This is a genomic window from Devosia sp., from assembly GCF_030689745.1.
GTDB lineage: Bacteria > Pseudomonadota > Alphaproteobacteria > Rhizobiales > Devosiaceae > Devosia > Devosia alba.
Genome location: NZ_JAUYGL010000212.1, coordinates 26,937 through 48,997, shown reverse-complemented (window position 1 = coordinate 48,997; position 22,061 = coordinate 26,937). Strand labels below are relative to the sequence as shown.

At 62.2% G+C, this 22,061-nt stretch carries 22 protein-coding genes; 7 read left to right on the top strand and 15 right to left on the bottom strand.

The window, feature by feature from the left end:
* The first annotated feature begins 46 nt into the window (after positions 1-46).
* Positions 47-1,222 carry a hypothetical protein gene (locus Q8O80_RS18505; protein ID WP_305582010.1) on the top strand — a complete coding sequence of 392 codons (1,176 nt, stop codon included), beginning with the start codon at positions 47-49 and terminating at the stop codon, positions 1,220-1,222.
* A gap of 119 nt (positions 1,223-1,341) precedes the next feature.
* Here Q8O80_RS18505 and Q8O80_RS18500 read toward each other — a convergent pair whose 3' ends face one another.
* Positions 1,342-1,617 carry a DUF6476 family protein gene (locus Q8O80_RS18500; RefSeq protein WP_305582008.1) on the bottom strand — a complete coding sequence of 92 codons (276 nt, stop codon included), beginning with the start codon at positions 1,615-1,617 and terminating at the stop codon, positions 1,342-1,344.
* Positions 1,618-1,687: 70 nt separating this feature from the next.
* On the opposite strand from Q8O80_RS18500, the gene Q8O80_RS18495 reads away from it, so the two are divergent.
* Positions 1,688-2,716, top strand: coding sequence for an RluA family pseudouridine synthase (locus Q8O80_RS18495; RefSeq protein WP_305582006.1), 1,029 nt, complete (start codon positions 1,688-1,690; stop codon positions 2,714-2,716).
* A gap of 238 nt (positions 2,717-2,954) precedes the next feature.
* Positions 2,955-3,824: an RNA polymerase sigma factor RpoH gene (gene rpoH, locus Q8O80_RS18490; RefSeq protein ID WP_305582004.1), complete on the top strand. Its 870-nt coding sequence runs from the start codon at positions 2,955-2,957 to the stop codon at positions 3,822-3,824.
* Between the two features lie 53 nt (positions 3,825-3,877).
* Here rpoH and Q8O80_RS18485 read toward each other — a convergent pair whose 3' ends face one another.
* The 10 genes from Q8O80_RS18485 to fliF form a co-directional block, all read right to left on the bottom strand.
* Positions 3,878-4,780 carry a PRC-barrel domain-containing protein gene (locus Q8O80_RS18485; RefSeq protein ID WP_305582002.1) on the bottom strand — a complete coding sequence of 301 codons (903 nt, stop codon included), beginning with the start codon at positions 4,778-4,780 and terminating at the stop codon, positions 3,878-3,880.
* A gap of 91 nt (positions 4,781-4,871) precedes the next feature.
* The gene (locus Q8O80_RS18480) at positions 4,872-5,840 is read right to left on the bottom strand and encodes a PRC-barrel domain-containing protein (RefSeq protein ID WP_305582000.1); all 969 of its coding nucleotides are present in this window, start codon (positions 5,838-5,840) and stop codon (positions 4,872-4,874) included.
* A 157-nt stretch (positions 5,841-5,997) separates the two neighbouring features.
* Positions 5,998-6,453 carry a GNAT family N-acetyltransferase gene (locus Q8O80_RS18475; protein ID WP_305581998.1) on the bottom strand — a complete coding sequence of 152 codons (456 nt, stop codon included), beginning with the start codon at positions 6,451-6,453 and terminating at the stop codon, positions 5,998-6,000.
* Between the two features lie 33 nt (positions 6,454-6,486).
* A complete protein-coding gene (locus Q8O80_RS18470) occupies positions 6,487-6,780 on the bottom strand; it encodes a putative quinol monooxygenase (protein ID WP_305581996.1) in 294 nt (97 codons plus the stop codon).
* A 2-nt stretch (positions 6,781-6,782) separates the two neighbouring features.
* Positions 6,783-8,921 carry a flagellar biosynthesis protein FlhA gene (gene flhA, locus Q8O80_RS18465; RefSeq protein ID WP_305581994.1) on the bottom strand — a complete coding sequence of 713 codons (2,139 nt, stop codon included), beginning with the start codon at positions 8,919-8,921 and terminating at the stop codon, positions 6,783-6,785.
* Positions 8,922-9,007: 86 nt separating this feature from the next.
* Positions 9,008-10,375, bottom strand: coding sequence for a sigma-54 dependent transcriptional regulator (locus tag Q8O80_RS18460; RefSeq protein WP_305581992.1), 1,368 nt, complete (start codon positions 10,373-10,375; stop codon positions 9,008-9,010).
* Between the two features lie 12 nt (positions 10,376-10,387).
* Positions 10,388-10,678, bottom strand: a complete 291-nt coding sequence (gene fliN, locus Q8O80_RS18455) for a flagellar motor switch protein FliN (protein ID WP_305582016.1) — start codon at positions 10,676-10,678, stop codon at positions 10,388-10,390.
* Between the two features lie 44 nt (positions 10,679-10,722).
* Positions 10,723-11,373, bottom strand: a complete 651-nt coding sequence (locus Q8O80_RS18450; RefSeq protein WP_305581990.1) for a hypothetical protein — start codon at positions 11,371-11,373, stop codon at positions 10,723-10,725.
* Positions 11,373-12,455 carry a flagellar motor switch protein FliG gene (fliG, locus tag Q8O80_RS18445; protein ID WP_305581988.1) on the bottom strand — a complete coding sequence of 361 codons (1,083 nt, stop codon included), beginning with the start codon at positions 12,453-12,455 and terminating at the stop codon, positions 11,373-11,375. Before fliG ends, Q8O80_RS18450 begins: the two co-directional genes overlap by 1 nt.
* Before the next feature lie 5 nt (positions 12,456-12,460).
* Positions 12,461-14,089 carry a flagellar basal-body MS-ring/collar protein FliF gene (gene fliF, locus Q8O80_RS18440; RefSeq protein ID WP_347947081.1) on the bottom strand — a complete coding sequence of 543 codons (1,629 nt, stop codon included), beginning with the start codon at positions 14,087-14,089 and terminating at the stop codon, positions 12,461-12,463.
* A 161-nt stretch (positions 14,090-14,250) separates the two neighbouring features.
* On the opposite strand from fliF, the gene Q8O80_RS18435 reads away from it, so the two are divergent.
* Positions 14,251-14,874: a glutathione S-transferase family protein gene (locus tag Q8O80_RS18435; RefSeq protein WP_305581986.1), complete on the top strand. Its 624-nt coding sequence runs from the start codon at positions 14,251-14,253 to the stop codon at positions 14,872-14,874.
* Between the two features lie 61 nt (positions 14,875-14,935).
* Here the strand turns inward: Q8O80_RS18435 and Q8O80_RS18430 are convergent, their stop codons facing one another.
* The 3 genes from Q8O80_RS18430 to Q8O80_RS18420 all read right to left on the bottom strand — a co-directional run bounded on the left by Q8O80_RS18430 (position 14,936) and on the right by Q8O80_RS18420 (position 17,725).
* Positions 14,936-15,214 carry a DUF1153 domain-containing protein gene (locus Q8O80_RS18430; RefSeq protein WP_035102845.1) on the bottom strand — a complete coding sequence of 93 codons (279 nt, stop codon included), beginning with the start codon at positions 15,212-15,214 and terminating at the stop codon, positions 14,936-14,938.
* A 204-nt stretch (positions 15,215-15,418) separates the two neighbouring features.
* Positions 15,419-16,150, bottom strand: a complete 732-nt coding sequence (locus Q8O80_RS18425; protein ID WP_305581974.1) for a flagellar hook assembly protein FlgD — start codon at positions 16,148-16,150, stop codon at positions 15,419-15,421.
* Positions 16,151-16,162: 12 nt separating this feature from the next.
* Positions 16,163-17,725: a flagellar hook-length control protein FliK gene (locus Q8O80_RS18420; RefSeq protein WP_305581972.1), complete on the bottom strand. Its 1,563-nt coding sequence runs from the start codon at positions 17,723-17,725 to the stop codon at positions 16,163-16,165.
* A 250-nt stretch (positions 17,726-17,975) separates the two neighbouring features.
* On the opposite strand from Q8O80_RS18420, the gene mnmA reads away from it, so the two are divergent.
* Positions 17,976-19,127 carry a tRNA 2-thiouridine(34) synthase MnmA gene (gene mnmA / locus Q8O80_RS18415; RefSeq protein ID WP_305581970.1) on the top strand — a complete coding sequence of 384 codons (1,152 nt, stop codon included), beginning with the start codon at positions 17,976-17,978 and terminating at the stop codon, positions 19,125-19,127.
* Between the two features lie 5 nt (positions 19,128-19,132).
* On the opposite strand, the gene Q8O80_RS18410 is transcribed toward mnmA, so the two are convergent.
* Complete coding sequence (locus Q8O80_RS18410) at positions 19,133-19,342, bottom strand: hypothetical protein (protein WP_305581968.1); 210 nt, start codon at positions 19,340-19,342, stop codon at positions 19,133-19,135.
* 79 nt (positions 19,343-19,421) lie between these two features.
* Here Q8O80_RS18410 and Q8O80_RS18405 point away from each other — a divergent pair, with 79 nt between their 5' ends.
* On the top strand, positions 19,422-19,991 hold the full coding sequence (locus tag Q8O80_RS18405; RefSeq protein WP_371136236.1) for an RNA polymerase sigma factor: 570 nt from the start codon (positions 19,422-19,424) through the stop codon (positions 19,989-19,991).
* On the top strand, positions 19,988-22,018 hold the full coding sequence (locus Q8O80_RS18400) for a VWA domain-containing protein (RefSeq protein ID WP_305581966.1): 2,031 nt from the start codon (positions 19,988-19,990) through the stop codon (positions 22,016-22,018). Before Q8O80_RS18405 ends, Q8O80_RS18400 begins: the two co-directional genes overlap by 4 nt.
* Positions 22,019-22,061: the final 43 nt, after the last annotated feature.

The following is a 22,061-nucleotide window of genomic DNA, read 5'->3' as shown; positions in this document are numbered from 1 at the left end:
GAGGAGTCCATGCCGGTTCAGGCCGCGTGGTTTCGGAGTTCGGCCGATGCTCATTGAGAACATCATGTATTTTGCGCTGGGCTTGCTGATTGCTGGCCTAGTGGCGCTGATCATCCTGCCGGCGGTGTGGAAGCGCGCCGTGCGCCTGACCAAGCGCCGCATCCAGGCGGCCACGCCGATTACCATGGCTGAGTTCCGCGCTGACAAGGACCAGTTGCGCGCCGAGTTCGCCTTGTCCACGCGGCGGCTGGAGACACATGTCGAAACGCTGCGCGCGCGGCTGGCGGAACAACTCGGTGACGTCAACCAGAAGCGCAGTGACCTGGCACTGCTCCAGGCCGAGCGCGACAAGAACCTCGAAATCGTCAAGGAGCTAGAACTTCGCGAGGCCGAACTGCGTAGTCGGGTGCCCGAGCTGGAACGCGAGGCCACCGATCTGACGCAGCGGCTGCGGATGCGCGAACGTGATCTGGATGCCCGCGGCGACGAACTGGAAATGCTGCGCAAGGCCGTCAGGAGCGGGTTGCCTGAAGCCACCAGAGGCGATGGCGTCGTGTTGACCGGCGATGACGCGCAGGATGTGGAGCGGTTAAGCACGGCGCTGGCAATCGAGCAGAAGCGGGCGGGCTTTCTTGAGGAACAGGCCAGAAGCCTGCTGGCGCGGCTCGAATCTTCTGACCGGCGCAGTGCCGAAACCACGACGGCAATTGCCCAGATGCGCACCGCCCTGGCCGGGCAGGATGACCAGAAGGTTGCTGCCGCCGACAATCTGGCGACGGCCGAAGCGCGCATTGCCAGCGCGGAAAACCGGCTCAACGCCATTCTGGCCGAGGGCAATCAGGTCGTCGACAAGGCGGCAGGGCGCGCCGGGCAATTGCTGGCCGACAAGCTGGCGCTGGATGCCGAGGTCGAGACACTGCGCCGGAAGGTGACCAGTGTAGAATCGACCATCATGGCGGACTGGGACAGCGAGCGTGTCGAAGAGGCCTATCTGCGCGAGAAGCTGAACGATATTGCGGCCAGCGTCAGCCGGCTGGTCTATGCGGTTGATACCGACACGCCCGTGCCAGCAACTGATGGCGAAAGCCTGTTTGACCGGGTGCAGCGGTTTGCCGATGACGGCGAAGGCAGCGATGCGCTGCCGATGGACCCGGTGCCGCAAGGGCGGGGCGGCTCGGTAACCGATCGCATGACGGCGCTCCGGGAGATCCAGCAGCGCTAGATCGCCAGAACTTTCATCGGTCGCGTTTTTCGAGCCGCAAAAGCGGCGCCACTTTTGCTGAAAACGCTTTGGCGTGCGCTGGCTAAGGGTGCCAGCTGCGGACTGGCGGGGCGAGCCAGCTAGCGGATCGTGACGCTGCGGGTGAGTTCACCGGTCTCCTGATTGAACAGGGAGAGTGTGGTCACGCCGTCAATGGTGTAGGTTACGTTGATGGCGCCCTCATTGACGGAAGCGCCGATTACCACGGCACCGGCAGGAAGAGTTACGGCCTCGGCCACGGGCGGCGGCGGGGCATCACGCATCACGCGATAGACAAGGGCGAAGCCAATCGCCATAAAGCCCAGCAACAGGATGCCGATCGAGATACCGAACGAGCGGCGTGCCTTCCCCAGCATGGCAAGAGCTTCTGGCGTCAGCGGCGCATCCGCTTTTGGCTCGCTGGGCCCAGTTTCGTTAGGATTGTCCATGGCCGAAAATACCGCACTAGAGTTTGAGGGCGACGAGGTTGAAGTCGTGGTCGATGCCGGGATGGCCGGCGGGCGGCTTGATGCCACGCTGGCCAAGGCACATAGTGTGCTCAGTCGCAGCCGGATCAAGGATCTGATCCTGACCGGCGCGGTCAGCATCGACGGCAAACCCGTCAGTGAGCCCAAATACCGGCTTAACGTCGGCGAAACAATCATTCTTCTGGCGCCGCCCCCAGAAGACCCTGAGCCACAGGCCGAAAACATTCCGCTCGATATCCTCTATGAGGACGATCAGCTGATCGTCATCAACAAGCCGGTGGGCATGGTGGTGCACCCGGCACCAGGATCGCCCAATGGCACGCTGGTCAATGCGCTGATCTACCATTGCGGGGAAAGCCTGCAGGGGATTGGCGGGGTCAAACGTCCCGGGATCGTGCATCGGCTCGACCGCGACACTTCGGGGGTGATGGTGGCGGCCAAGACCGAGCGGGCCCACCGGCACCTGTCGGCGCAGTTTGCCGATCATGGCCGCACCGGTCCGCTGCATCGGGCCTATATCGCCTATGTCTGGGGCTCGACCGAGACGGCCAAGGGCAGCATTGATGCGCCGCTGGGACGCGACCAGAACAATCGGTTGAAGCAGACCGTGCGCAAGGATGGTCGCGAGGCGATTACCCATTATCTGGTCGAGGCGCGCTTCGGCGGTGAGGGCTGGGACATCACCCGTATCCAGTGTCAGCTCGAAACTGGCCGGACCCATCAGATCCGCGTGCATATGGCCCATATCGGCCATCCACTGGTGGCTGACAGTGTGTATGCTTCGGGATACGCCACAAAGATCAATCGGTTGCCACCCGAAGTAGCGGCGCCCATTCAGGCGCTGGGCCGGCAGGCGCTGCACGCTGCCGAGTTGGGCTTTGAGCATCCCGTGACCAAGGAAGAGATGTTTTTCGAAGCGCCGCTGCCGCCAGATCTCGAAGCGCTCGACGAGGCGCTGGGCGACTATAACAAGGCGTTTGCGCGTTAGCGTCACCACATGGTGATGGAGCGTTCCGGCCCGCTGTAATGTTATTTGGGCAGTGCACTGGTACGACACGCAACCATTGCCTATTTGTAACGTTTGCCGGGGTTGGCACGTCTTACATTCGCCCAATTGCCAACTATATATACCATTCATCGTAATCTGCCGATGGCTCAGGTTGGGCAGTGGCGGATTTGGAGATTCCGCCCGCGGCATGCGGGGGAACAGGGAAAGGGGTGCATCAATGGCCCAAACAAATTTGCCAGTGCTCTCGGCCGAAGGCGGCCTGAGCCGTTATCTGCAGGACATCCGCAAGTTCCCCATGCTGGAACCGGACGAAGAGTTCATGCTGGCCAAGCGCTACAAGGAACATGAAGATACCGAGGCAGCGCAGAAGCTGATCACCTCGCATCTGCGGCTGGTTGCCAAGATCGCCATGGGCTATCGCGGCTACGGCCTGCCGATTTCGGAAGTGATTTCGGAGGGCAATGTTGGCCTGATGCATGCGGTCAAGCGGTTCGAGCCCGATAAGGGCTTCCGTCTGGCGACCTATGCCATGTGGTGGATCCGCGCGGCGATTCAGGAATATGTCCTGCGCTCCTGGAGCCTGGTCAAAATCGGCACCACGGCCGCCCAGAAGCGGTTGTTCTTCAACCTGCGCAAGGTGAAGGGGCAGATTGCAGCGCTGGACGACAATGGGCTGCATCCCGACCAGATCAAGCAGATCGCCACAACGCTCAAGGTAACCGAGGCCGATGTGGTGTCGATGAATGCGCGGCTGTCGGGCGATGCCTCGCTCAACTCACCGATGCGGGCCGACGAAGGCACGTCGGAATGGCAGGACTGGCTGGTAGATGACACGCCGAGCCAGGAAACCGCGCTGGGCGAAAGCGAAGAATATTCCGAGCGCATGGGCTTGCTGAACAACGCCATGGATGTGCTCAATGAGCGCGAAAAGGCGATCTTCCACGCCCGTCGTCTGCAGGAAAGCCCATCGACGCTGGAAGAGCTGGCGCAGCAATATGACGTCAGCCGCGAGCGGATCCGGCAGATCGAAGTGCGGGCCTTTGAAAAGGTGCAGGAAGCGGTGCGCGAAGCAGCAACCGCCGCCTGAGTGGCGCTGATCGGTATTGAAAAAGGCGGGCCCCGGGCCCGCCTTTTTTTTGCTCAGGGGCTGACGATCATGCGCTGAGCATCGCGCTCCTGGGAATAGGTAGCTGGATCATAAACCGGCTGAGCTTCAAGCTGGGCACGCGTGGTGTTGAGGAAGAGGTAGCGGCTATCGGTGGTGTCGGTGGAAAAGATGAGGCTGTCACCGGCCACCGCCACGGGCTTGGCGCCCAGGCCAAGAAAGCCGCCGACATCGACGATGACGGCGTCGATTCCGCCATCGGGTTGGCGCAGTACATCGCCAATCGTGCCGATCTGCTGATCATCCATGCCATAGACGGCCACGCCGGTCATCTGCTCGTCGGTCAGCTCAACGATATCGGCGGCGGGGCTGACGGCGTCCTGGCGTTCGGGCTGGTCGGTGGTGAGATCGGGATCGACCGCCATAGCATTCGGATTGCCGTCGACCAGTTGGGCTTCTTCCTCGGAATTGGTGAGGGCGGGCGTGCCCGTAACCTCTTCGCTATCGGCCCAGATAAAAGCGGGGGCTGACGAGAGGGCCTCGGCCGTGGTTGGCAATACCCAGCGATAGCTGCCATCGGGACGCTCGGCCCATTCGAGCTGGGCGAAGTCGACAGCGACATCCTTGGCGCCGACGCCGAGAAAGCCGCCGACGCTGATGATGGCGGCGGACAGGCCCAGGCCGGGGGTGACCACAAGGTCGGTGATGGTGCCGATTTCGTCGGCATCATCGGTCGTGGCGGTGAAAACGGTGGCGTTGAGAAGCTTGGTGACCAACGTGTCATTGCCGGTGATGGAATAGCCATCCGACAGCAGCAGCGGCGTGGCGAGGCCGGTGCGGGCGAGTTCGCTGCCGGGCGCGATCACCGGGGCATCCTGGGCAAAACCGGCAGGGACCAGCAAGCTGGCAAACATGGATAGGGTGAGCAGACGGCGCATAAATCAATCCTCCAACAAGACGCAAAAGAAGGGCCGGCGGTGCCGGCCCTTCGGGGTTGATCCGCGAAGGACCTGTTATCGTTGCGCGCGATTACATATCGGTGGCGCGCTGGGTCGGATCGTTCGCGTAAGTGGCTTCGTCGTAGTCGGGCTGGCTTTCAAGCTGCTCGCGGGTGAAGTCGCTGTAGATCACCAGGTCGCCACTCTCATTGGCAGCAAAGTCGAGATTGTCCAGGGTCACGGCCACACGCTTCTGGCCGAGGCCGAGGAAGCCACCGAAGTCGACAACCATGGCATCGATCTCGCCATCGGCGGTCAGCAGGATGTCGCCGACTTCGCCGATGTCTTCGCCATTGGGGCCGACAACGGTCGCGCCGGTCAGGTTTTCGGCCGTGAGGGCCTCATACTCGATTGGTGCGTAGCCTTCACGGGGCAGCGTCGTCGTTGCTGCACCGTCAGTGGCAGAGGCACCGGTGGCATCAGCCGGGGCGACGGCTGGATCGGCTGGGGTCATGCCATCAGCCGGGGCCATGGCATCGGCTGGGGCCATGTTGTCAACCGGCGCCATCGCATCAGCCGGCTCATCTTCCTGCCAGACGAAGTCTGGAGCGGCATTCAGCGCGTCAGCGGAGGTGGGCAGGACCCAGCGCTCGGTGTTGTCGGTAGCGACGGTGAATTCAAGCGACGCGAAATCCACGGCCACTGACTTCTCGCCAATGCCCAGGAAACCGCCAACGCCGATCACCACTGCGGTGATCTGACCGTCATCGCTGAACACCAGATCGGTGACGTTGCCAATTTCCTCGGCGTCATCGCCCGAACTGGAATAGACGGGCTGGTTGATCAGGCGTGTGGCCAGATTGTCGGTGTCGACTGCAGTGTAGCCGGTGGCCATATCGAATGGTGCAGCGCTATGGGTGGCGCCCATGGCATCGGTGGCCGGGGCTTCAGTGCTGGTGGCTGGCGCAGCCGGATCGGTGGCAGGAGTGGCATCCTGGGCAATGGCGCCGGTCGACATCAGGGCAGCAAGGGCCGTAGTGGCCAAAAGGGTGCGGATCATAGTAAGCTCCGTATGTTCATTCTTGTGGTGAACGGGCCGTGCGATGCAAAACTTGCAGGTGGCGCATCGTGCGGCCCATGATGTCACAACAACGCGACGACTCGCCGAGACGTTCCCAATAAAGTCGCCCCGTGGGGTCGCCCTGCCGGGATGCCGGTCAACCGGTCAGTTGGGCGCTGTCGCGATCATAGGTGCGCATGGCCCGGTGCGGCATGCCGCCATCCTGGAATTCAGGGCCGAAGGCGACAAAGCCCAGCCGCTGGTAAAAATCCAGCTTGTCGGACTGTGCTGTCAGATAGAAGCGATCACGCCCAGCGGCGCGGGCGTGGGCCATGGCGGCATGGATCATCGCCTTGGCGATGCCCTGACCGCGAAAGGCCTGGCGCACGGCGACGCGGCCAATTTTGACGTGCTCAGGCCGGTCGAGCAGGCGCAGCGTGCCCACGACTTCCCCGACAGCGATAGCGACAAAATGGGTCGCCGTCAGATCATCGGCATCGTGTTCCTCGGCCTCGGGGACCTTCTGCTCCCAGACAAAGACTTCGCGGCGCAGCGCGAATGCGGCATTGCACAGGGTCGAGAACGGCGGGACGATAAGGATCGAGATGGTCATGGCGCCACGATAGCCGAGCGGGCGCCCTACTGCCTAGTGGTCTGGCCCGTCAGCAACCGTCACGGTGTAGTGCCGGTTGAGGCCCGCAGTGACTTCGGCCCAGGCCGACGCTCTGGTGCGGGCCTGGTGCAGGTCGAAGGCGGCCTGATCGACAAAGGTCTCAGCGACCAGAAAATGTCCGAGCGTGGTTGTGCTCTGGCTCACCTCAAAGGCCAGGCACCCGGGTTCTGCACGGGTGAGGGCGATGTGGGCGGGCAGGGCGGCAACGACCTGAGCAATCCGCTCCGGCGGCACCTCAAGATAGCCTTCAAGCCGAACCCTGCCCACTTCTAGACGCTGCCGACGGTCTTGAGACGAATGCGCGGATGCACTTCATTCTGGCTCATGACCACGGTTTGCGGCCGGAAGCGCTCGATGATGGCGCGGACGTGGGAGCGAATGCCCGGGGAGGTGATGAGGACCGGAATTTCGCCCGTCTGGGCGGCCTTCTCATAGGCTACCTGGACGGCGCCGATAAACTGCTGCAGGCGTGACGGCGCCATGGCCAGATGGCGGCTGTCGCCTTCGCCAACCATGGCTTCGGCGAAGTCGCGCTCCCATTGGGGGCCCAGTGTCAGCAGCGGCAGATTGCCGTCGGGGCCCAGATTGGCGGCGCAGAGCTGGCGCGCCAGGCGGCTGCGGACATGCTCGGCAATGGTCTGCACCGAGCGGCCATTGCCGGCGATTTCGGCAATGCCTTCGAGAATGGTCGAGAGGTCGCGGATGGAGATGCGCTCGTTGAGCAGGGTCTGTAGCACGCGCTGCACACCCGAGACCGTGATCAGGCCGGGCACGATATCCTCGACCAGCTTCTGCTGTTCCTTGGGCAGACCCGACAGCAGGGACTGAACATTGGCGTAGCTGAGCAGGTCGGCCACATTGGTCTTGAGTACTTCGGTCAGATGGGTGGAGATGACCGTCGAGGGATCGATGATGGAGAGCCCACGCAGTTCGGCCTCGTCGCGCAGCGCCGGTTCGATCCAGGTGGCGGGCAGGCCAAAGGTCGGCTCGGTGGTGTGGTGGCCCGGCAGGTCGATCTGGTTGCCATAGGGGTCCATGACCATGAGCTGGCTGGCGAAAATCTCGCCGGCACCGGCTTCGACTTCCTTGATCCGCACCTTGTAGCTGTTGGGCTCGAGCTGCATGTTGTCGAGAATACGCACCGGCGGCATGATGAAGCCAAGCTCGGTCGCCAGTTGGCGGCGCAGTGCCTTGATCTGTTCGGTGAGACGATCGGAGCCGTTCTCGTCTTCCTTGACCAGGCTGAGCAGACCATAGCCGAGTTCAAGCTTGAGCTCATCGATCTTGAGGCTGTCGGTGATGGGCTGTTCGTCAGATTGCCCGTGCGGCCCGCCGGGCAGGGCTGGCGCATTGGCGGCGGCAGCGAGGCTGGCGTCCTCGCGGTGCTCATCCTTGGTGCGGGCCGAACGCCAGGCGACATAGCCGACAAAGCAGGCGATGGAGAGGAACGGAGCGATGGGCATGCCGGGCAGGAAAGCCAGCACGCCCATGACGGCCGCGGACATGCCCAAGGCCCGGGGATAGCCGGTGAACTGGGCCGACAGGGCCTTGTCCGCTGAACCGGTAACGCCGGATTTTGACACGAGGATACCGGCCGCGGTCGAGACGATCAGCGCCGGGATCTGGGAGACAAGACCATCACCGATGGTGAGCAGGGTATAGACATTGCCGGCCTCCTGGATCGTCAGCCCCTCCTGCATCATGCCGATGAAGATGCCGGCAATGACGTTGATGAAGGTGATGATCAAGCCGGCAATGGCGTCGCCGCGCACGAATTTGGAGGCGCCGTCCATATTGCCGAAAAAGGCGCTCTCGCCTTCGAGCTCGGCGCGGCGCTTCTTGGCAGCGTCTTCGTCGATCAGACCGGCACTGAGATCGGCGTCGATGGCCATCTGCTTGCCGGGCATGGCGTCGAGGTTGAAGCGTGCGGCCACTTCGGCGATACGGCCCGAACCCTTGGTGATGACGATGAAATTGACCAGCACCAGGATGGCGAACACCACCACGCCGATGACGAAATTACCCCGCATGACGAAATTGCCGAAGGCTTCGATGACGTGGCCCGCCGCTGCGGTGCCGGTGTGACCATCAGACAGGATCAGGCGGGTGGTGGCCAGGTTCAGACCGAGGCGCAACATGGTGGCGATCAGCAGAACTGTGGGGAAAGACGAGAATTCCAGCGGCTTCTGAATGAACAGCGCCGTCATCAGGATCATCACTGAAAACACGATGGAGATGGCCAGCAACCCATCGAGCAGGAAGGGCGGCATCGGCACGATCAGGATGACGATGAGGCCCATGACGCCGGTCGCCAAGGCGATGTCGCCTGAACGCAGCATGTCCACGACCGATGCGGGGGTCGGGATCTTGAAGGGCGAATGCTGGCGGCCGGTGGGCAGGTCGGTCATGCCGCAATCCTAGATTGTGTCAAACCGCCAACCCTCCCCCGTGCGGGGAGGGTTGGGGAGGAGGATTGGCTGGTCAAATGTTCCAACTACGCCACGCTGCGGCGTTCGCCGGGATCGGGCACGGGCGTGCCTTCATCGGCATATTGGTTGAGCTTATTGCGCAGCGTGCGGATCGAGATGCCCAGGATAGTGGCGGCATGGGTGCGGTTGCCCAAGGTATGATCCAGGGTATCGAGAATCAGATCGCGTTCGACATCGGCCACGGTGCGGCCGACCAGGGCCGCCGACATGGTTTGAGCGGTGTGGGCCAGCTGGGAGGAGAGCGAGCTGGCGGCAGCCACTTCGTTGAGACCCATGCCATCGGGCAGGACAATGGCATCGGAACCGATGACATCGCCTGAAGAGAGCAACACCGCGCGATGCAACGTGTTTTCCAGCTCACGGACATTTCCCGGCCAGGGGGCCTTGAGCAGGGCAGCACGAGCGTCAGGGGAAAGGACGCGCGGTGGCAGGCCATTGGCCTTGGCATATTTGCCGACAAAATGCTCGGACAGCGCAGCGATGTCGCCGGGACGATCGCGCAGGGGCGGGAGCTTGAGATTGACGACGTTGAGACGGAACAGCAGGTCTTCGCGGAAGCTGCCCTCGCGGACGGCCTCGTTGAGATTGCGGTTAGAGGTGGCAAGAATGCGAATGTCGACGGGAACGGGCTTGCTGCCGCCGACGCGGTCAATCAGACGTTCCTGAATGGCGCGCAGCAGCTTGGCCTGCAGGCGCACATCCATCTCGCTGATTTCATCGAGCAGCAGGGTGCCCCCCGAGGCTTCCTCGAACTTGCCGATACGGCGGGCGATGGCGCCGGTAAAGGCACCCTTTTCGTGGCCGAACAGTTCCGATTCCAGCAGCGCTTCGGGAATAGCGGCGCAGTTGATCGAGATGAAGGGCTTGTTGGCGCGCTTGGAGCGGGCGTGAACATATTTGGCCAGGACTTCCTTACCCGTGCCGCTTTCGCCGGTAATCAGGATCGAGGCATCAGAACCGGCGATCTGGTCGGCCATTTTGACGACGCGCTCCATGGCTGGATCGCGGAACAGGAATTCTGAACTGTCGCGGGCCACGGCGGCGATGACGGCGGCGATCAACTCGGCATCGGGCGGCAGGGGGATATATTCCTTGGCGCCGGCGCGGATGGCATTGACCGCTGCAGCGGCATTGGCCTCGACGCCGCAGGCGACCACGGGAATGGCAATGCGCTCGGCTTCAAGCCCGGCAATCAGGCCGGCAATGTCCATGACCACATCGACCAGCAAGAGGTCGGCGCCACGCCCGGCGCGCAGGGCCGCCAGCGCGATCTCGACTGACGGGGCGTGCGCGACTTTGGCGCCGCCATTCATGGCCATCTTGGTGGCGGTGCTGAGCTGGCCTTCGAGGGCCCCGACGATGAGCAAACGCATCTTGAGTTCTCCCTACTGCGGCTTGATGATTTCGGTCATGGTGACACCCAGCTTGGATTCGACCAGCACGATCTCGCCCCGCGCCACCAACCGTTCATTGATAAAGATCTCGACGGCCTCACCAACCTGGCGGTCGAGCTCGATAACCGTGCCGGTGTCGAGCTTGAGCAGATCGGAAACGGCCATCTTGGTGCGCCCCAGCACGACCGAGATCCGCACAGGAACGTCAAACACCGCCTCCAGATCGGCAGCGCTGCGTTCAACATAGGCCTCGGGCGTTTCCTCGCGGACGCTGGCCAGCATCTCTTCGAAGTTGATGGCTTCTTCGGTGTCATTATCAGAATCGCTCAATGGCCACTCTCCTGTGCAACGGGCTTGCCGGACTTGGCGGCGAGATAGGTGGTGATCTTGTTGTCGATATCCTTGGACGTGGCGCCGATATTGCGGACCAGACCGCCATCGACCCATTCCAGCTTGCCATCACTCATCCGCTGATCGGGATCGCCCATGACCACCAGACGGCCGGAAAAGCCGGAGGTCTGCATATGGGCAGTGGCGATGTCACGGATGCCATCGGCAATCTTGGGATGGCAGCGAACCACCAGGTGGGGCACGCTACCAAGACTCTGCATGCATTCGGCAATCAGGGCATCCAGTTCGGCGGTGGGGTAGCGGGCCAGCAGGTGCAGGGCCAGCTTGCGGCCAATCGCAGCGGCAAGTTCGATGGCGTCGTGCTGGGCCTGGTTGATGGCGTCATCCAGCGCTGCCGCCATTTCGGCGCTCTGCGTGGCCAAGGTGCCAGCCGCCGAGGCCAGCGTCTGAGCCGCCTGGCTGACAGCACTGCGTTCGCCAGCAGCCAGACCTTCCGCATAGGCATCCTCGCGCGCTTGGGCAACCAGTTGGGCGACCAGTTCCTCGGGTACGGTGGGCTTGGGCGCAGCAGCGACGGTCTTCTGCCCCATATCCAGATCAAAGGTGAAACGAGCGGGTTGTGCCATTATGCCACCATCTGATCGTCAGCCTTGGTCTTCATGATCATGATCTCACCCTTGGCGGCGAGATCCTTGGCGGTGGAGACCATGCGGCCCTGGGCTTCGTCGACATCCTTGAGGCGAACCGGGCCCATGGCCTCCATATCGTCGCGTAGCAGCCTGCCTGTGCGGGTGGCCATGTTCTCGAAGAAGGTAGCCTTGACGGCGTCGTTGGCGCCCTTGAGCGCCATGGCCAGTTCCTTCTTGTCCATCCGCGCCAGCAGGGTCTGGATCGCCGAGGATTCGAGCTTGGCCAGGTCTTCGAAGGTGAACATCAGCGCCTTGATGCGTTCGGCGTCATCGCGATTATTCTCTTCGAGCGTGGTGATGAAGCGCGCTTCGGTCTGGCGGTCGAAGGAGTTGAAGATCTCGGCCATCTGTTCGTGGCTGTCGCGTCGCTTGGAGTGGTTGAGCGTGGACATGAACTCGGTGCGCAGCGTGGATTCGATCTTTTCGAGGATTTCCTTCTGCACCGGATCAAGGCCAAGCATGCGCTGGACGACGTCCATGGCGAGCTCTTCTGGCAGCACGGCCAGGACCTGCGAGGCATGGTCGGTGGCAATCTTGGAAAGCACCACAGCGATGGTCTGGGGGTATTCATTCTTGAGATAGGCAGCCAGCACGTCGGCCTGCACATTGGAAAGCTTTTCCCACATGTTGCGACCGGCCGGGCCACGGATCTCTTCCATGATGGAATCCACCTTGTCCTGGCTCAGGAAGCTGAGCAGCAGGCGTTCGGTCGTATCGGTATTGCCCGCCAGTGAACCATTGGACGACACGGCGGTGACGAACTCGATCATCAGATCGTCGAGCATTTCCTGGGTGATCGGACCCAGGCGTACCATGGCGCGGCTGAGTTGCTTGATCTCGAGCTCGTCGAGTTCGTCAAAAATGGGCTTGCCGTAGTCAGGGCCGAGCGCCAGCAGCAGCGCTGCCGCTTTTTCGTCGCCCTTAAGGACGCGCGCCTCGGTTGTCTCGCTGACAATGAGCTGGGCGGCTGCCTTGGCAGCCTCGGGGGGTGTTTCGCCGGATTGAGATACGAGGGCCATCGGGGTTACGCCGCGCTACCAAGCCAGTCGCGCACAATCAGCCCGGCCTGTTTGGGGTTCTCTTCGACAAGCTCGCCGACCATTTTAAGGGTCTGGAGCTGGGTTTCGCCCATGGATTTGGCGTTGGAGACCCAGGCGGGGGTCTTGTCCCTGGGTTCTTCAGGGGGCGCGGTGATGATCTGCCCATTGGGGCCGAGTACGCCCTGGTGGCCGACTTCGGCTGCTGGTGGCAGCGACAATGGCTTGATTTCAGGGGTCAGCACCTTCTTGAGCAATGGCCGCATCACGAAGAAGACGAGGGCCAGGGCGATCAGCAGGGTGACAGCCATCTGGGCGCCATTCATCAGATCATCACGGGTGAAGTCGAACAGGCCACCGCTGGCATCCGTACCGGGTGTGGCCAGTTCAGGACGTTCGGCAAACTGCAGGTTGACCACCTCGACGCTGTCGCCGCGGGTTTCCGAGTAGCCCACCGCGGAGCGAACCAGGGTCAGTATCTGGGTGACGTCCTCGGCACTGCGGGGGGTGTAGGTGACATTGCCGGCGCCATCTTCAACATAGGTGCCATCAACCACCACAGCGACCGAGAGGCGCTTGACCTGACCGGCTTCGGTGACGGCGGTCTGGGTGGTTTTGGAGATTTCGTAATTGGTCACTTCCTCGGTGGAGGTGCCCTGCTCGGTGCCGCCGGCACCGCCATTGGCGGAGGCGCCGGGCAGTTCATTGGCCACGGTCACCTGGCCATTGGCGCCAGCGGTGAGATTCTCGGTTTCGCGGATCTGGCTCGAACGAACCACCTGGGATTCGGGGTCGAAGGTCTCCTGGGTCGTGGTGGAGCGATTGAAGTCAATTTCGGCGCTGACTTCAACGCGGGCCCGACCGACCCCGACAATATTGGACAGCATGTCCTCGACACGCGTGCGCAGGCGGTTCTCGTAATTCAGGCGGCGCTCGGCGCTCTGGCCCGACAGGGCGCCCTCGCCCTCGTCGCCGGAGCCCGAAGCGAGCAGATTGCCCTGATCATCGACAACGGCAACATGGGATGGGGTCATGCCTTCGATGGCCGAAGCGACCATGTGCTGGATAGCGCGAATTTCGCTGCTCGACAGTTCGCCCCGGACTGAGAGCACGATGGAGGCACTAGGGTCCTTGCGTTCGCGGCGGAACAGTTCGCGCTCGGGCAGCACGAGATGAACGCGTGCCGACTTGATACGGGTTAGCGAATTGATGGTACGAGCCAGTTCGCCTTCAAGGGCGCGCACATTGTTGATGTTCTGCACGAAGCTGGTGGCGCCCAGCGTGGACTGCTGGTCGAATATCTCGTAGCCGACCTGGCCGCGCTGGGGCAGGCCAGAGCCGGCCAGGGTCATGCGCAGGGTGGTGATCTGGTCGCGTGGCACCAGAATGGTGTCGCCCTCGCCGCGCAATTCATAGGGCACGTTAAGGGTCTGCAACTCGCTGATGATCGAGGAGGAGTCTTCCAGGCTCAGGCCGGTATAGAGCGGCGCCAGGTTCGGCGTCTGGGCACGCATGACAAGGAAGGCAAAAAAGCCCAGCATGAGGACAGCGACAGTCGCCATGGCTGCCAAGCGCGGCAATCCTATGCGGTTCATCAACTGTGTGAAATTATCCAAGCCGGCACTCGATTCAAACGGGACTCATGCCAACGCAACAATGCACGCTGATCGCTGGGCAAAAATTACCTAGCTGGTGGTAAACAGAGGGTTAACGAATTGTTGCATAATGCAATTCTCGGCAGATATTGCCGGGCACAGTGAATGAAGGGTTCTCGAACATGCTCAAAGTCCTCGGGCGGGTAACATCGATCAATGTGCGCAAGGTGCTGTGGGCACTCGATGAATTAAACATCGCCTATGAGCGCGAAGATTGGGGCATGCCGCTGCGCGATCCCAAGGTGCCGGCATTTATGGCGCTCAATCCGAACGCGCAGGTTCCCGTGCTCGTCGAGGACGACTTCGTGCTGTGGGACAGTATCGCCATCATGGGCTACATCAACCAGGCGCATGGCAAGGGCGCGCTGACCCCGGGCAATGTGCGGGAACAGGCGTTGGCGATGCAATGGGTGCAGTGGCAGAGCAACGAGATGGGCAGCCATTGGGGTTACCCGTTGATGTCGATCGCGCGCCGGGCGCCGGGCTTTGATGATCCGCAGAAACTCGCGAACAGTATCGCGGCTTGGACGGGCAAGATGGAAATCATCGAGGCGCATCTGGCCAAGGGCGGTGCGTTTGTCGTCGGAAACCAGTTCTCGCTGGCCGATATCGCCATCACGCTGGGCCTGCACCGCTGGTTTGCCATTCCGTTCGAGCATGCGCCGATGCCCGCCGCAGAGGCCTATTATCAGGCCATGGCGCAACGCCCGGCCGCCATGGCATGGCTGACCACCAACGCGCCATAACAGCAAAGCCCGCCCGGCGAGCCGGGCGGGCTTTGGATATCTGAGCTATGAGCGCGTGCGCTCAGCCTTCGCGATAGTGCTGGATCCAGGTGGTCCGCAATCCAGCCAGGCCATGCTTATCGATAGCCGCTTGCCAATTCAAAAACTCATCGACGCTGAGTGTATAGCGGTCGCAGGCCTCCTCGAGGCTGAGCAAACCGCCGCGCACGGCAGCGACGACTTCGGCTTTGCGGCGAATGACCCACCTCCGCGTATTGGCGGGGGGAAGATCTGCAATCGTGAGCGGACTTCCGTCCGGCCCGATAACGTACTTAACGCGAGGTCGCATCTGTACGGTCATTTTACTCTCTACTCAAACCTGACCATATGTTGAGTAGACTAGGGCAACTGCCTTAAAATTCGACTAAGGCAAAGCTTACAACAGGTTAAGGGCTGTCCTGACTTTTTGGGTATTGGCGGCGCGCGGATTTGACTGGCTCGCGGTCAACAAAACACCCTCAGCTGGTGCCTGAGGGTGTGCGTAGTTTGTCCGGAGCGGGGTGCGCTAAGCGTCCGTCTCGGTTTCGGCTTCGGTATCGGTATCGGTATCGGTATCGGGGTTCGGCACGGCGGTCACGTCAGGAATGCGCACATCGGTCACATCCGTGATGGCGACCCTGCGGCTGCCCACGGTGAGGATCGGTATGTCGCCGGTGAAATCTACAGCCGTGACGACACCGATCGAGGCGGTGCTGATTTTGACGGCCTTGCCATTGGCGTCGGTGCCCTTGATATCGATGGTATAGACGCCGTTCGGTTTGGCACTGCCATCGCCGCCGATACCGTCCCAGCGGAACGTGCCCGGGCCCACATTGAGCGGACCGTTCTGGGTGTAGACGACCTGGCCATTGGCATCCTTGATGGTCACGTTGGCGTTGGTCGCATTGGCGTCGGCGCTATAAGCCCAGAACACGGCGTCATCATCGGTAAGCTCGCCCGTCTTGCCCGATGAGGTTACTTCCTTGCCGATATAGGAGACGGCATCGGACTTGGCGGTATTCTGGCCCGCCAGCATCAGGGTTTCCAGGAAATCATTGGTCTTGAGCTGCTGCTCGACGCCGGAGAACTGCACCAATTGCTGGGTGAACTGGTTGGTGTCGAGCGGATCGAGCGGGTTCTGGTTCTTGAGCTGGGTGGTCAGAATGCTCAGGAAGGTGTCGAAATTGTCAGCAATGCCGGCACGCGCTGATGCCGCCTGTGTTGTGCTGCTGGATCCGGATACGCCACTGACTGCCATGACATCTACTCCTTACGCGATGATGTTGACGCCGCTCGCCGTGAGGCTGCCGCGATACAGGTTGATGATGGGTGGAGCCTCGTCGAGATCGTCGGCTCCGTTTCCGTTCAGGCTGAACTGCTGGCCCTGATCATCCCGGCCCTGCTGCTGGCCGCCGCTGAAGGGGCTCTGCTTGAGCGAGAATTCGAGATTGGTCTTGCTGGAATCGAGCCCGGCCTGCTGCAGTGCCTTTTCCAGCGCCCGCTGGTCGCGTTGCATCAGATCGAGGGTTTCGGACTTTTCCACCACCAGGCGAGCATTGATCTGGCCGGACTTGTCGATGTCGAGACGGACGTCGATCCGGCCCAGTTCGGCCGGATCAAGCCGGAGCTGGAATCTTGTATTGCCATCAGTGACCTGACGCACCAGCTCAAAGGCCAGTTGCGGCAGGTTCAGCTGTTGCTGGCTGGTCTGGTAGCCGGCCTGAATGACGCGCGGCGCGACGGCGTCAACGCGGGCGGCCTGGGGCGCTGTTGCCGTCATCGCCGGCGCCTCGGTACGGGCATCGCTGGGCGTGGCTGGGGCTGCGAGCGGCTTGTTGTCGCGCTTGTTGCTATCGGCTGGCTGGCCATCGGACTTGTCGGCATTGCCGCCGGTTGCCGCGAGCTTGATTGCCGCGTCGCCAGTGTCGCCACTTGTCTTGGAACCGCTGCCGGTCGTGCTGGAATCAGCGCTGGCGGCGGGTTGAGCGGGCGTGCCGATGGCGCCGGTATCGGCCTTGCCGGTCAGAACCGGCTCGGTCAGTTTGAGGGCTGGGGTGGCCAATATTGTTGCATCGGCCGTGCTGGCAAGCTTGGGTGTCGCGTTGAGCAGTTTGGCCAGGGCGGCTTCGAGATCGGCATCAAAGCTGGCGGCTTTGCCGAGACCGAGGGCCGCCAGCTTGTCAGTGCTGAGCGCGTCATTGTTGAGGGCCTGGAGCAGTGCTGCCAGTTTGTCGCCGATCGCCTTGATCTGGGCGGAAAGCTCGGTGCTGGCTGAGGGAGCAGCCTCGCCGCCGAGCAGGGTCTGCGCCAGCGGGACCAGGGCATTGGTCAGTTGTGCGGCCGCATCGGTCTGATCGGCGGCGGTCAGGGCCGCCAGATCAGGTATTGCCGACAGATCGAGGCCGAGCTGTTCGGCCAGGCCATCGAGGGCGGTGTTGATGTCAGCGAGTAATTCGGGATCGAGCGTTTCGCCGGCATCCAACGCCTGCTTGAGGCTGGCCAGGTCGTTGATCAGATCGGTCAGCAGCGCCTTGGTCTCGGCAGTGGTCTGAACGGTCTGGGTGCCGTCCGTGAGTGCAGCGATGGCGTCGGGATCCTCGGCATCGCCCGTGCCCTCGCCTAGACCTTGCAGCAGGTCGACGATCTTGTCCGCGTTCTGCTCGGACTTCTTGCCAGCAGTTGGACCGCTGATGGCCTGACTCGCCCCGCCGAGCAAGGCGGCAAAGGTATCGGTGGTACCGTTGTCGGCTTCCGCTCCATTGGGGTTGCCGAACGGCTTGGAGGCCGGGGCGCCCGTTGGCGGTTTCGAGGTAACGGTGAGATGAGATGCCACGACAGAGGCTCGCAAAAATAGACCAATCCACCCTTAACAATGCAAGTGCCTTGCCAAGTCGGATTTTGCTCAAAAATCCTTGATTTGTCAGATGGTTATAGAAGGTATGTGGACGTGGTCCGGGCAGCAGAACGGGGCGGGACGGCAAATGTTGCCGGGCAATTGTTGCGGGCAGGGGACGAAAGGAGTATCTAGCGGCCACCAAAATTTGGTCCGCTGGCCCTTGAACCCAACCGGATACAGGACAAAAATGAACTCGCTTGATATTGCCAAGCGCCCGGAGGACACGCGCGTTGTTGTCGCGATGTCTGGTGGCGTGGATTCCTCGGTCGTGGCGGGCCTGCTGGCCCAACAGGGTTATGACGTTGTCGGCGTCACGCTGCAGCTCTACGATCATGGTGAGGCCACCCATCGCAAGGGCGCCTGTTGCGCCGGGCAGGATATTCACGATGCGCGCCGGGTGGCGGCAGCGCTCAATATTCCCCATTACGTGCTCGATTATGAAGAGCGCTTCAAGCAGAGCGTGATCGCGCCGTTCGCCAATGCCTATCAGCAGGGCGAAACGCCCGTGCCATGCATCGCCTGCAACCAGTCGGTCAAGTTCGTTGACCTGATGACGGTGGCCCGGGATCTGGGCGCCGACGTGCTGGCGACGGGCCATTATGTGCAGTCACGGCTGGGCGCTGACGGACGCCGGCAGCTATTCCGGCCGGTAGATGGGGAGCGCGACCAGACCTATTTCCTGTTTGCCACCACGCAGGAGCAGCTCGACTACCTGCGCTTCCCGCTGGGCGGCATGAGCAAGGCTGCGGTGCGCGAAATGGCGCGCGAGATGGGGCTGGAAATTGCGGAAAAGCATGACAGCCAGGATATCTGCTTCGTGCCGCAGGGCAAATACGCCGATATCATCCGCAAAATGCATCCCGAGGCGGTGGAAGGTGGCGAGATCGTGCATCTGGATGGCCGCGTCCTGGGCAGCCATGCCGGGATCTTCAATTACACCATTGGTCAGCGCAAGGGACTGGGCATTGCGGCGGCCGAGCCGCTCTATGTGATCAAGCTGGAGCACAAGACACGCCAGGTCATCGTCGGGCCGCGTGAGGCGCTCAAGACCCATACGGTGCGGCTGCGCGATGTGAACTGGCTGGGCGGCACGCCACTGGCTGAACTCAGTGCTGGCAACGGGGCGCCGGTCGAGGTCAAAATCCGTTCCACCACCGGGCCGCAAGCGGCGGTGATCCAGAGCCGGGATGGCGAGGTGTTCGTCACGCTGGTCAGCGGCGAATATGGCGTGTCACCGGGCCAGGCCTGCGTGTTCTATGCCGATGACAGCGCCACCTCGGAAGTCTGGGGTGGCGGGTTTATCGCCGAAGCCGTGCCGCAGGTGTTCGCCGCTGCCTAAGGCAATTACTGGGCTGGCGTCGCGCCGGGAGCGGCTTCTGCTTCAGCCTTGGCTTCGTTGGCAGCTTGTTTGAGCTGCTGATAGGAGCTGAGACCGCCCATGGCAGTGGAGATGGCGATCAGCACCAATACAGCCCCCAGGATGAGCATGATCACACGCCCCTGGTTGAGGGCGAAAGGTCTTTGCTTGGGTTCGTCCATTGGATTGGCCTTCATAAAAAACTGCGGACGCCACCCAAAGGATAGGCGGCGCACCGGCGTCTTACCACTAAGGTGAGACCAAAGGTAAGCACGAGTGTACGCTCCGGTGATGGGACTGACTGCCGCATTGGCCAAGGAGGACGCCAGCGCCGTGACGCGGGCGCTGGTCGTGCGCGCGCAGAATGGTGATGCGGCGGCGTTCAGCACCTTGATTGCAGCCCATTATGAGCTGATCCACCGGGCGGCCTGGAAATGGAGCGGCAATGCCAGTGACGCTGAAGACGTCGCGCAGGATGTCTGCGTCAAGCTGGGCCGGGCGATTGCCGGCTTTGACGGGCGTTCGGCATTTTCGAGCTGGGTGTACCGCATCACCATCAATGCGGTGCGCGACATGCAGCGCCAGTCGATGCGGCAGGCGCGCCATGTCGATGCCTATGCCGAAGTGGCGCCAGCGGACCACCCTGCCGAGCAGGAAGAGGCGGCGACCAGCGCCCAGTTATGGACGGCGGTGCGGCGTCTGCCCGAGAAACAGCGCGATGCAGTGCTGCTGGTTTATGCTGAAGAACTGAGCCACGCGGCGGCGGCCGAGATCATGGGTATTGCCGAGGCCACCGTGTCATTTCATGTGCATCAGGCGCGCAAGACCCTGAGGGAATTGCTATGAGCAATGAGTTTCCAAACGATCCATTCGAACAATTGCGCGACGCCCAGGCGCCAGCGCCGCATGCTGATGCGCGGCAACAGGCGCTGGCAGCCGGCATGGCGGCCTTTGCAGCGCAGCAGAATAAATCGAGTGCACCGACCCAAGGAAGCGGCTGGGGGCAGCGTCTGACTGCCATCATCACTTCCTGGAAAGGGAAAACGATCATGGATCTGCGTATCCCCATTGGTACTGCCGCCATTGCACTGCTGGTGCTGCCGCTTGGCTATCAGCTTTATACGAGCACCTCGATGACGCCCGCCGATTTGGCAGAACAGCCGCCGGCGGTAATTGTTCAGCCGCCAGCTGAACTTGCCGCTACGGAGGGGCAGGTCACGGTGCCGGAGACGGTCCGCAAAAGCGTGGCGCCCATTGCGGGGCGCGACCAGTCGATCGCGGCGCCTGAGCCAGCGCCGCTGCAGACCATGCGGGTGATGACGCCTGCGGCCACGGCCGAAAGTGATGCGCTCGCCATGCCGGCGCCGCAGTCGTCCATGGTGGCGCTACCGAGCCAGCCGAGCGGCGACACCTTCGCCGGATTTGACGAACAGCGGCTGAAGTCCGTGGTGGATGAGCCGGTCTCCACCTTCTCGATCGATGTCGATACCGCGAGCTATTCCTATGTCCGGCGCATGCTGGAGGATGGCTATGTGCCCGAGCCCGACGCGGTGCGTATCGAGGAGTTGCTGAACTATTTCTCATATGACTATCGCGCTGCCGAGAGCGCTGCGGCGCCGTTCAGGCCGAGCCTGGCAGTCTATCCGACGCCGTGGAACGCCAGGACGCAATTGCTGCAGATCGGCATCAAGGGCTATGAGCCCGCTGGCGGCGCGGACAAGGCGAGCAATCTGGTGTTTCTGATCGACAGCTCGGGGTCGATGGACGAGCCCGACAAGCTGCCGCTGCTGAAGCGCGCGTTCGCCCTGCTGGTCGATCAGCTTTCGGCCAATGATACGGTGTCCATTGTGGTGTATGCCGGTTCGGCCGGGGTGGTGCTGGAGCCGACTGTGGCGACGCAAAAGGCAAAAATTCTCGGCGCGCTGGATCAGTTGTCCGCCGGCGGCAGCACGGCGGGGGCGGCGGGCATCGCGCTGGCCTATCGACTGGCCGAGCAGAGCAGGGTCGAGGGTGGCACCAATCGGGTGATCCTGGCCACTGATGGCGATTTCAATGTCGGCATCGACGACCCCGACGCGCTGGAAGACTTCATCAAGAGCAAGCGCGATGGTGGGGTGACCCTTTCGGTGCTGGGCTTTGGCCGGGGCAATCTCGATGATGCAACGATGCAGGCGCTGGCACAGACCGGCAATGGCAATGCCAGTTATATCTCCAGCTTCCGCGAAGCGCAGAAGGTGCTGGTCGAGGAAATCGGGGGTACGCTGGACATGATCGCCAAGGATGTGAAGATCCAGGTCGAGTTCAATCCGGCCGTAGTCAGCGAGTATCGGCTGGTTGGCTACGAGACGCGGGCGCTCAACCGCGAGGATTTCAACAATGACGCGGTGGATGCCGGCGATATCGGCGCGGGCCACACGGTAACAGCGATCTACGAAATCACGCCGGCTGGCTCGGGCGCCGGGCTGATTGATCCGCTGCGCTATGGACAGACGACGGTGGCGCCGGAGGCGGGCGGGGAAATCGCCTTCCTCAAGATGCGCTACAAGCTGCCCGATAGCGATGTGAGCCAGTTGATCGAGCAGCCCGTGACGGCAGACGTGGTCTATGGCGACATTGCCGAAGTGGGCGTGGACCAGAAATTTGCCGCTGCGGTGGCCGCGTTCGGGCAGAAGCTGAAGGGGTCGGATTATGGTTCGGCGATGGGCTGGGATGCGATTGAGGCACTGGCCCGGTCGGGCATGGGCAGCGATGAGAGCGGCTATCGCGCCGAGTTCATCCAACTGGTGAGGACGGCGAGCTTGTTGAAGCCCGATGGGGCCAGGTCTGCTCCCGAAAGCGACGGGGATGGAAAGGTTCCGCAGCCCTTGCTCTGACCTGGCGCTCAACGCGCCAGATTCCCCTCTCCCACAAGGGGAG

Excerpts from the sequence above, each read along its gene's own strand:
- Q8O80_RS18430 (WP_035102845.1), bottom strand. The coding sequence starts at position 15,214 with ATGACCGTACAGATGCGACCTCGCGTTAAGTACGTTATCGGGCCGGAC.
- Q8O80_RS18460 (WP_305581992.1), bottom strand. The coding sequence starts at position 10,375 with ATGCGTTTGCTCATCGTCGGGGCCCTCGAAGGCCAGCTCAGCACCGCC.
- fliN (WP_305582016.1), bottom strand. The coding sequence starts at position 10,678 with ATGCTGGCCAGCGTCCGCGAGGAAACGCCCGAGGCCTATGTTGAACGC.
- Q8O80_RS18435 (WP_305581986.1), top strand. The coding sequence starts at position 14,251 with ATGCTCAAAGTCCTCGGGCGGGTAACATCGATCAATGTGCGCAAGGTG.
- Q8O80_RS18475 (WP_305581998.1), bottom strand. The coding sequence starts at position 6,453 with ATGACCATCTCGATCCTTATCGTCCCGCCGTTCTCGACCCTGTGCAAT.
- rpoH (WP_305582004.1), top strand. The coding sequence starts at position 2,955 with ATGGCCCAAACAAATTTGCCAGTGCTCTCGGCCGAAGGCGGCCTGAGC.
- Q8O80_RS18505 (WP_305582010.1), top strand. The coding sequence starts at position 47 with ATGCTCATTGAGAACATCATGTATTTTGCGCTGGGCTTGCTGATTGCT.
- flhA (WP_305581994.1), bottom strand. The coding sequence starts at position 8,921 with ATGACCGACCTGCCCACCGGCCGCCAGCATTCGCCCTTCAAGATCCCG.
- Q8O80_RS18485 (WP_305582002.1), bottom strand. The coding sequence starts at position 4,780 with ATGCGCCGTCTGCTCACCCTATCCATGTTTGCCAGCTTGCTGGTCCCT.
- Q8O80_RS18480 (WP_305582000.1), bottom strand. The coding sequence starts at position 5,840 with ATGATCCGCACCCTTTTGGCCACTACGGCCCTTGCTGCCCTGATGTCG.
- fliG (WP_305581988.1), bottom strand. The coding sequence starts at position 12,455 with ATGGCCCTCGTATCTCAATCCGGCGAAACACCCCCCGAGGCTGCCAAG.
- Q8O80_RS18500 (WP_305582008.1), bottom strand. The coding sequence starts at position 1,617 with ATGCTGGGGAAGGCACGCCGCTCGTTCGGTATCTCGATCGGCATCCTG.
- Q8O80_RS18425 (WP_305581974.1), bottom strand. The coding sequence starts at position 16,150 with ATGGCAGTCAGTGGCGTATCCGGATCCAGCAGCACAACACAGGCGGCA.
- Q8O80_RS18450 (WP_305581990.1), bottom strand. The coding sequence starts at position 11,373 with ATGGCACAACCCGCTCGTTTCACCTTTGATCTGGATATGGGGCAGAAG.
- Q8O80_RS18400 (WP_305581966.1), top strand. The coding sequence starts at position 19,988 with ATGAGCAATGAGTTTCCAAACGATCCATTCGAACAATTGCGCGACGCC.
- Q8O80_RS18495 (WP_305582006.1), top strand. The coding sequence starts at position 1,688 with ATGGCCGAAAATACCGCACTAGAGTTTGAGGGCGACGAGGTTGAAGTC.
- Q8O80_RS18410 (WP_305581968.1), bottom strand. The coding sequence starts at position 19,342 with ATGAAGGCCAATCCAATGGACGAACCCAAGCAAAGACCTTTCGCCCTC.
- mnmA (WP_305581970.1), top strand. The coding sequence starts at position 17,976 with ATGAACTCGCTTGATATTGCCAAGCGCCCGGAGGACACGCGCGTTGTT.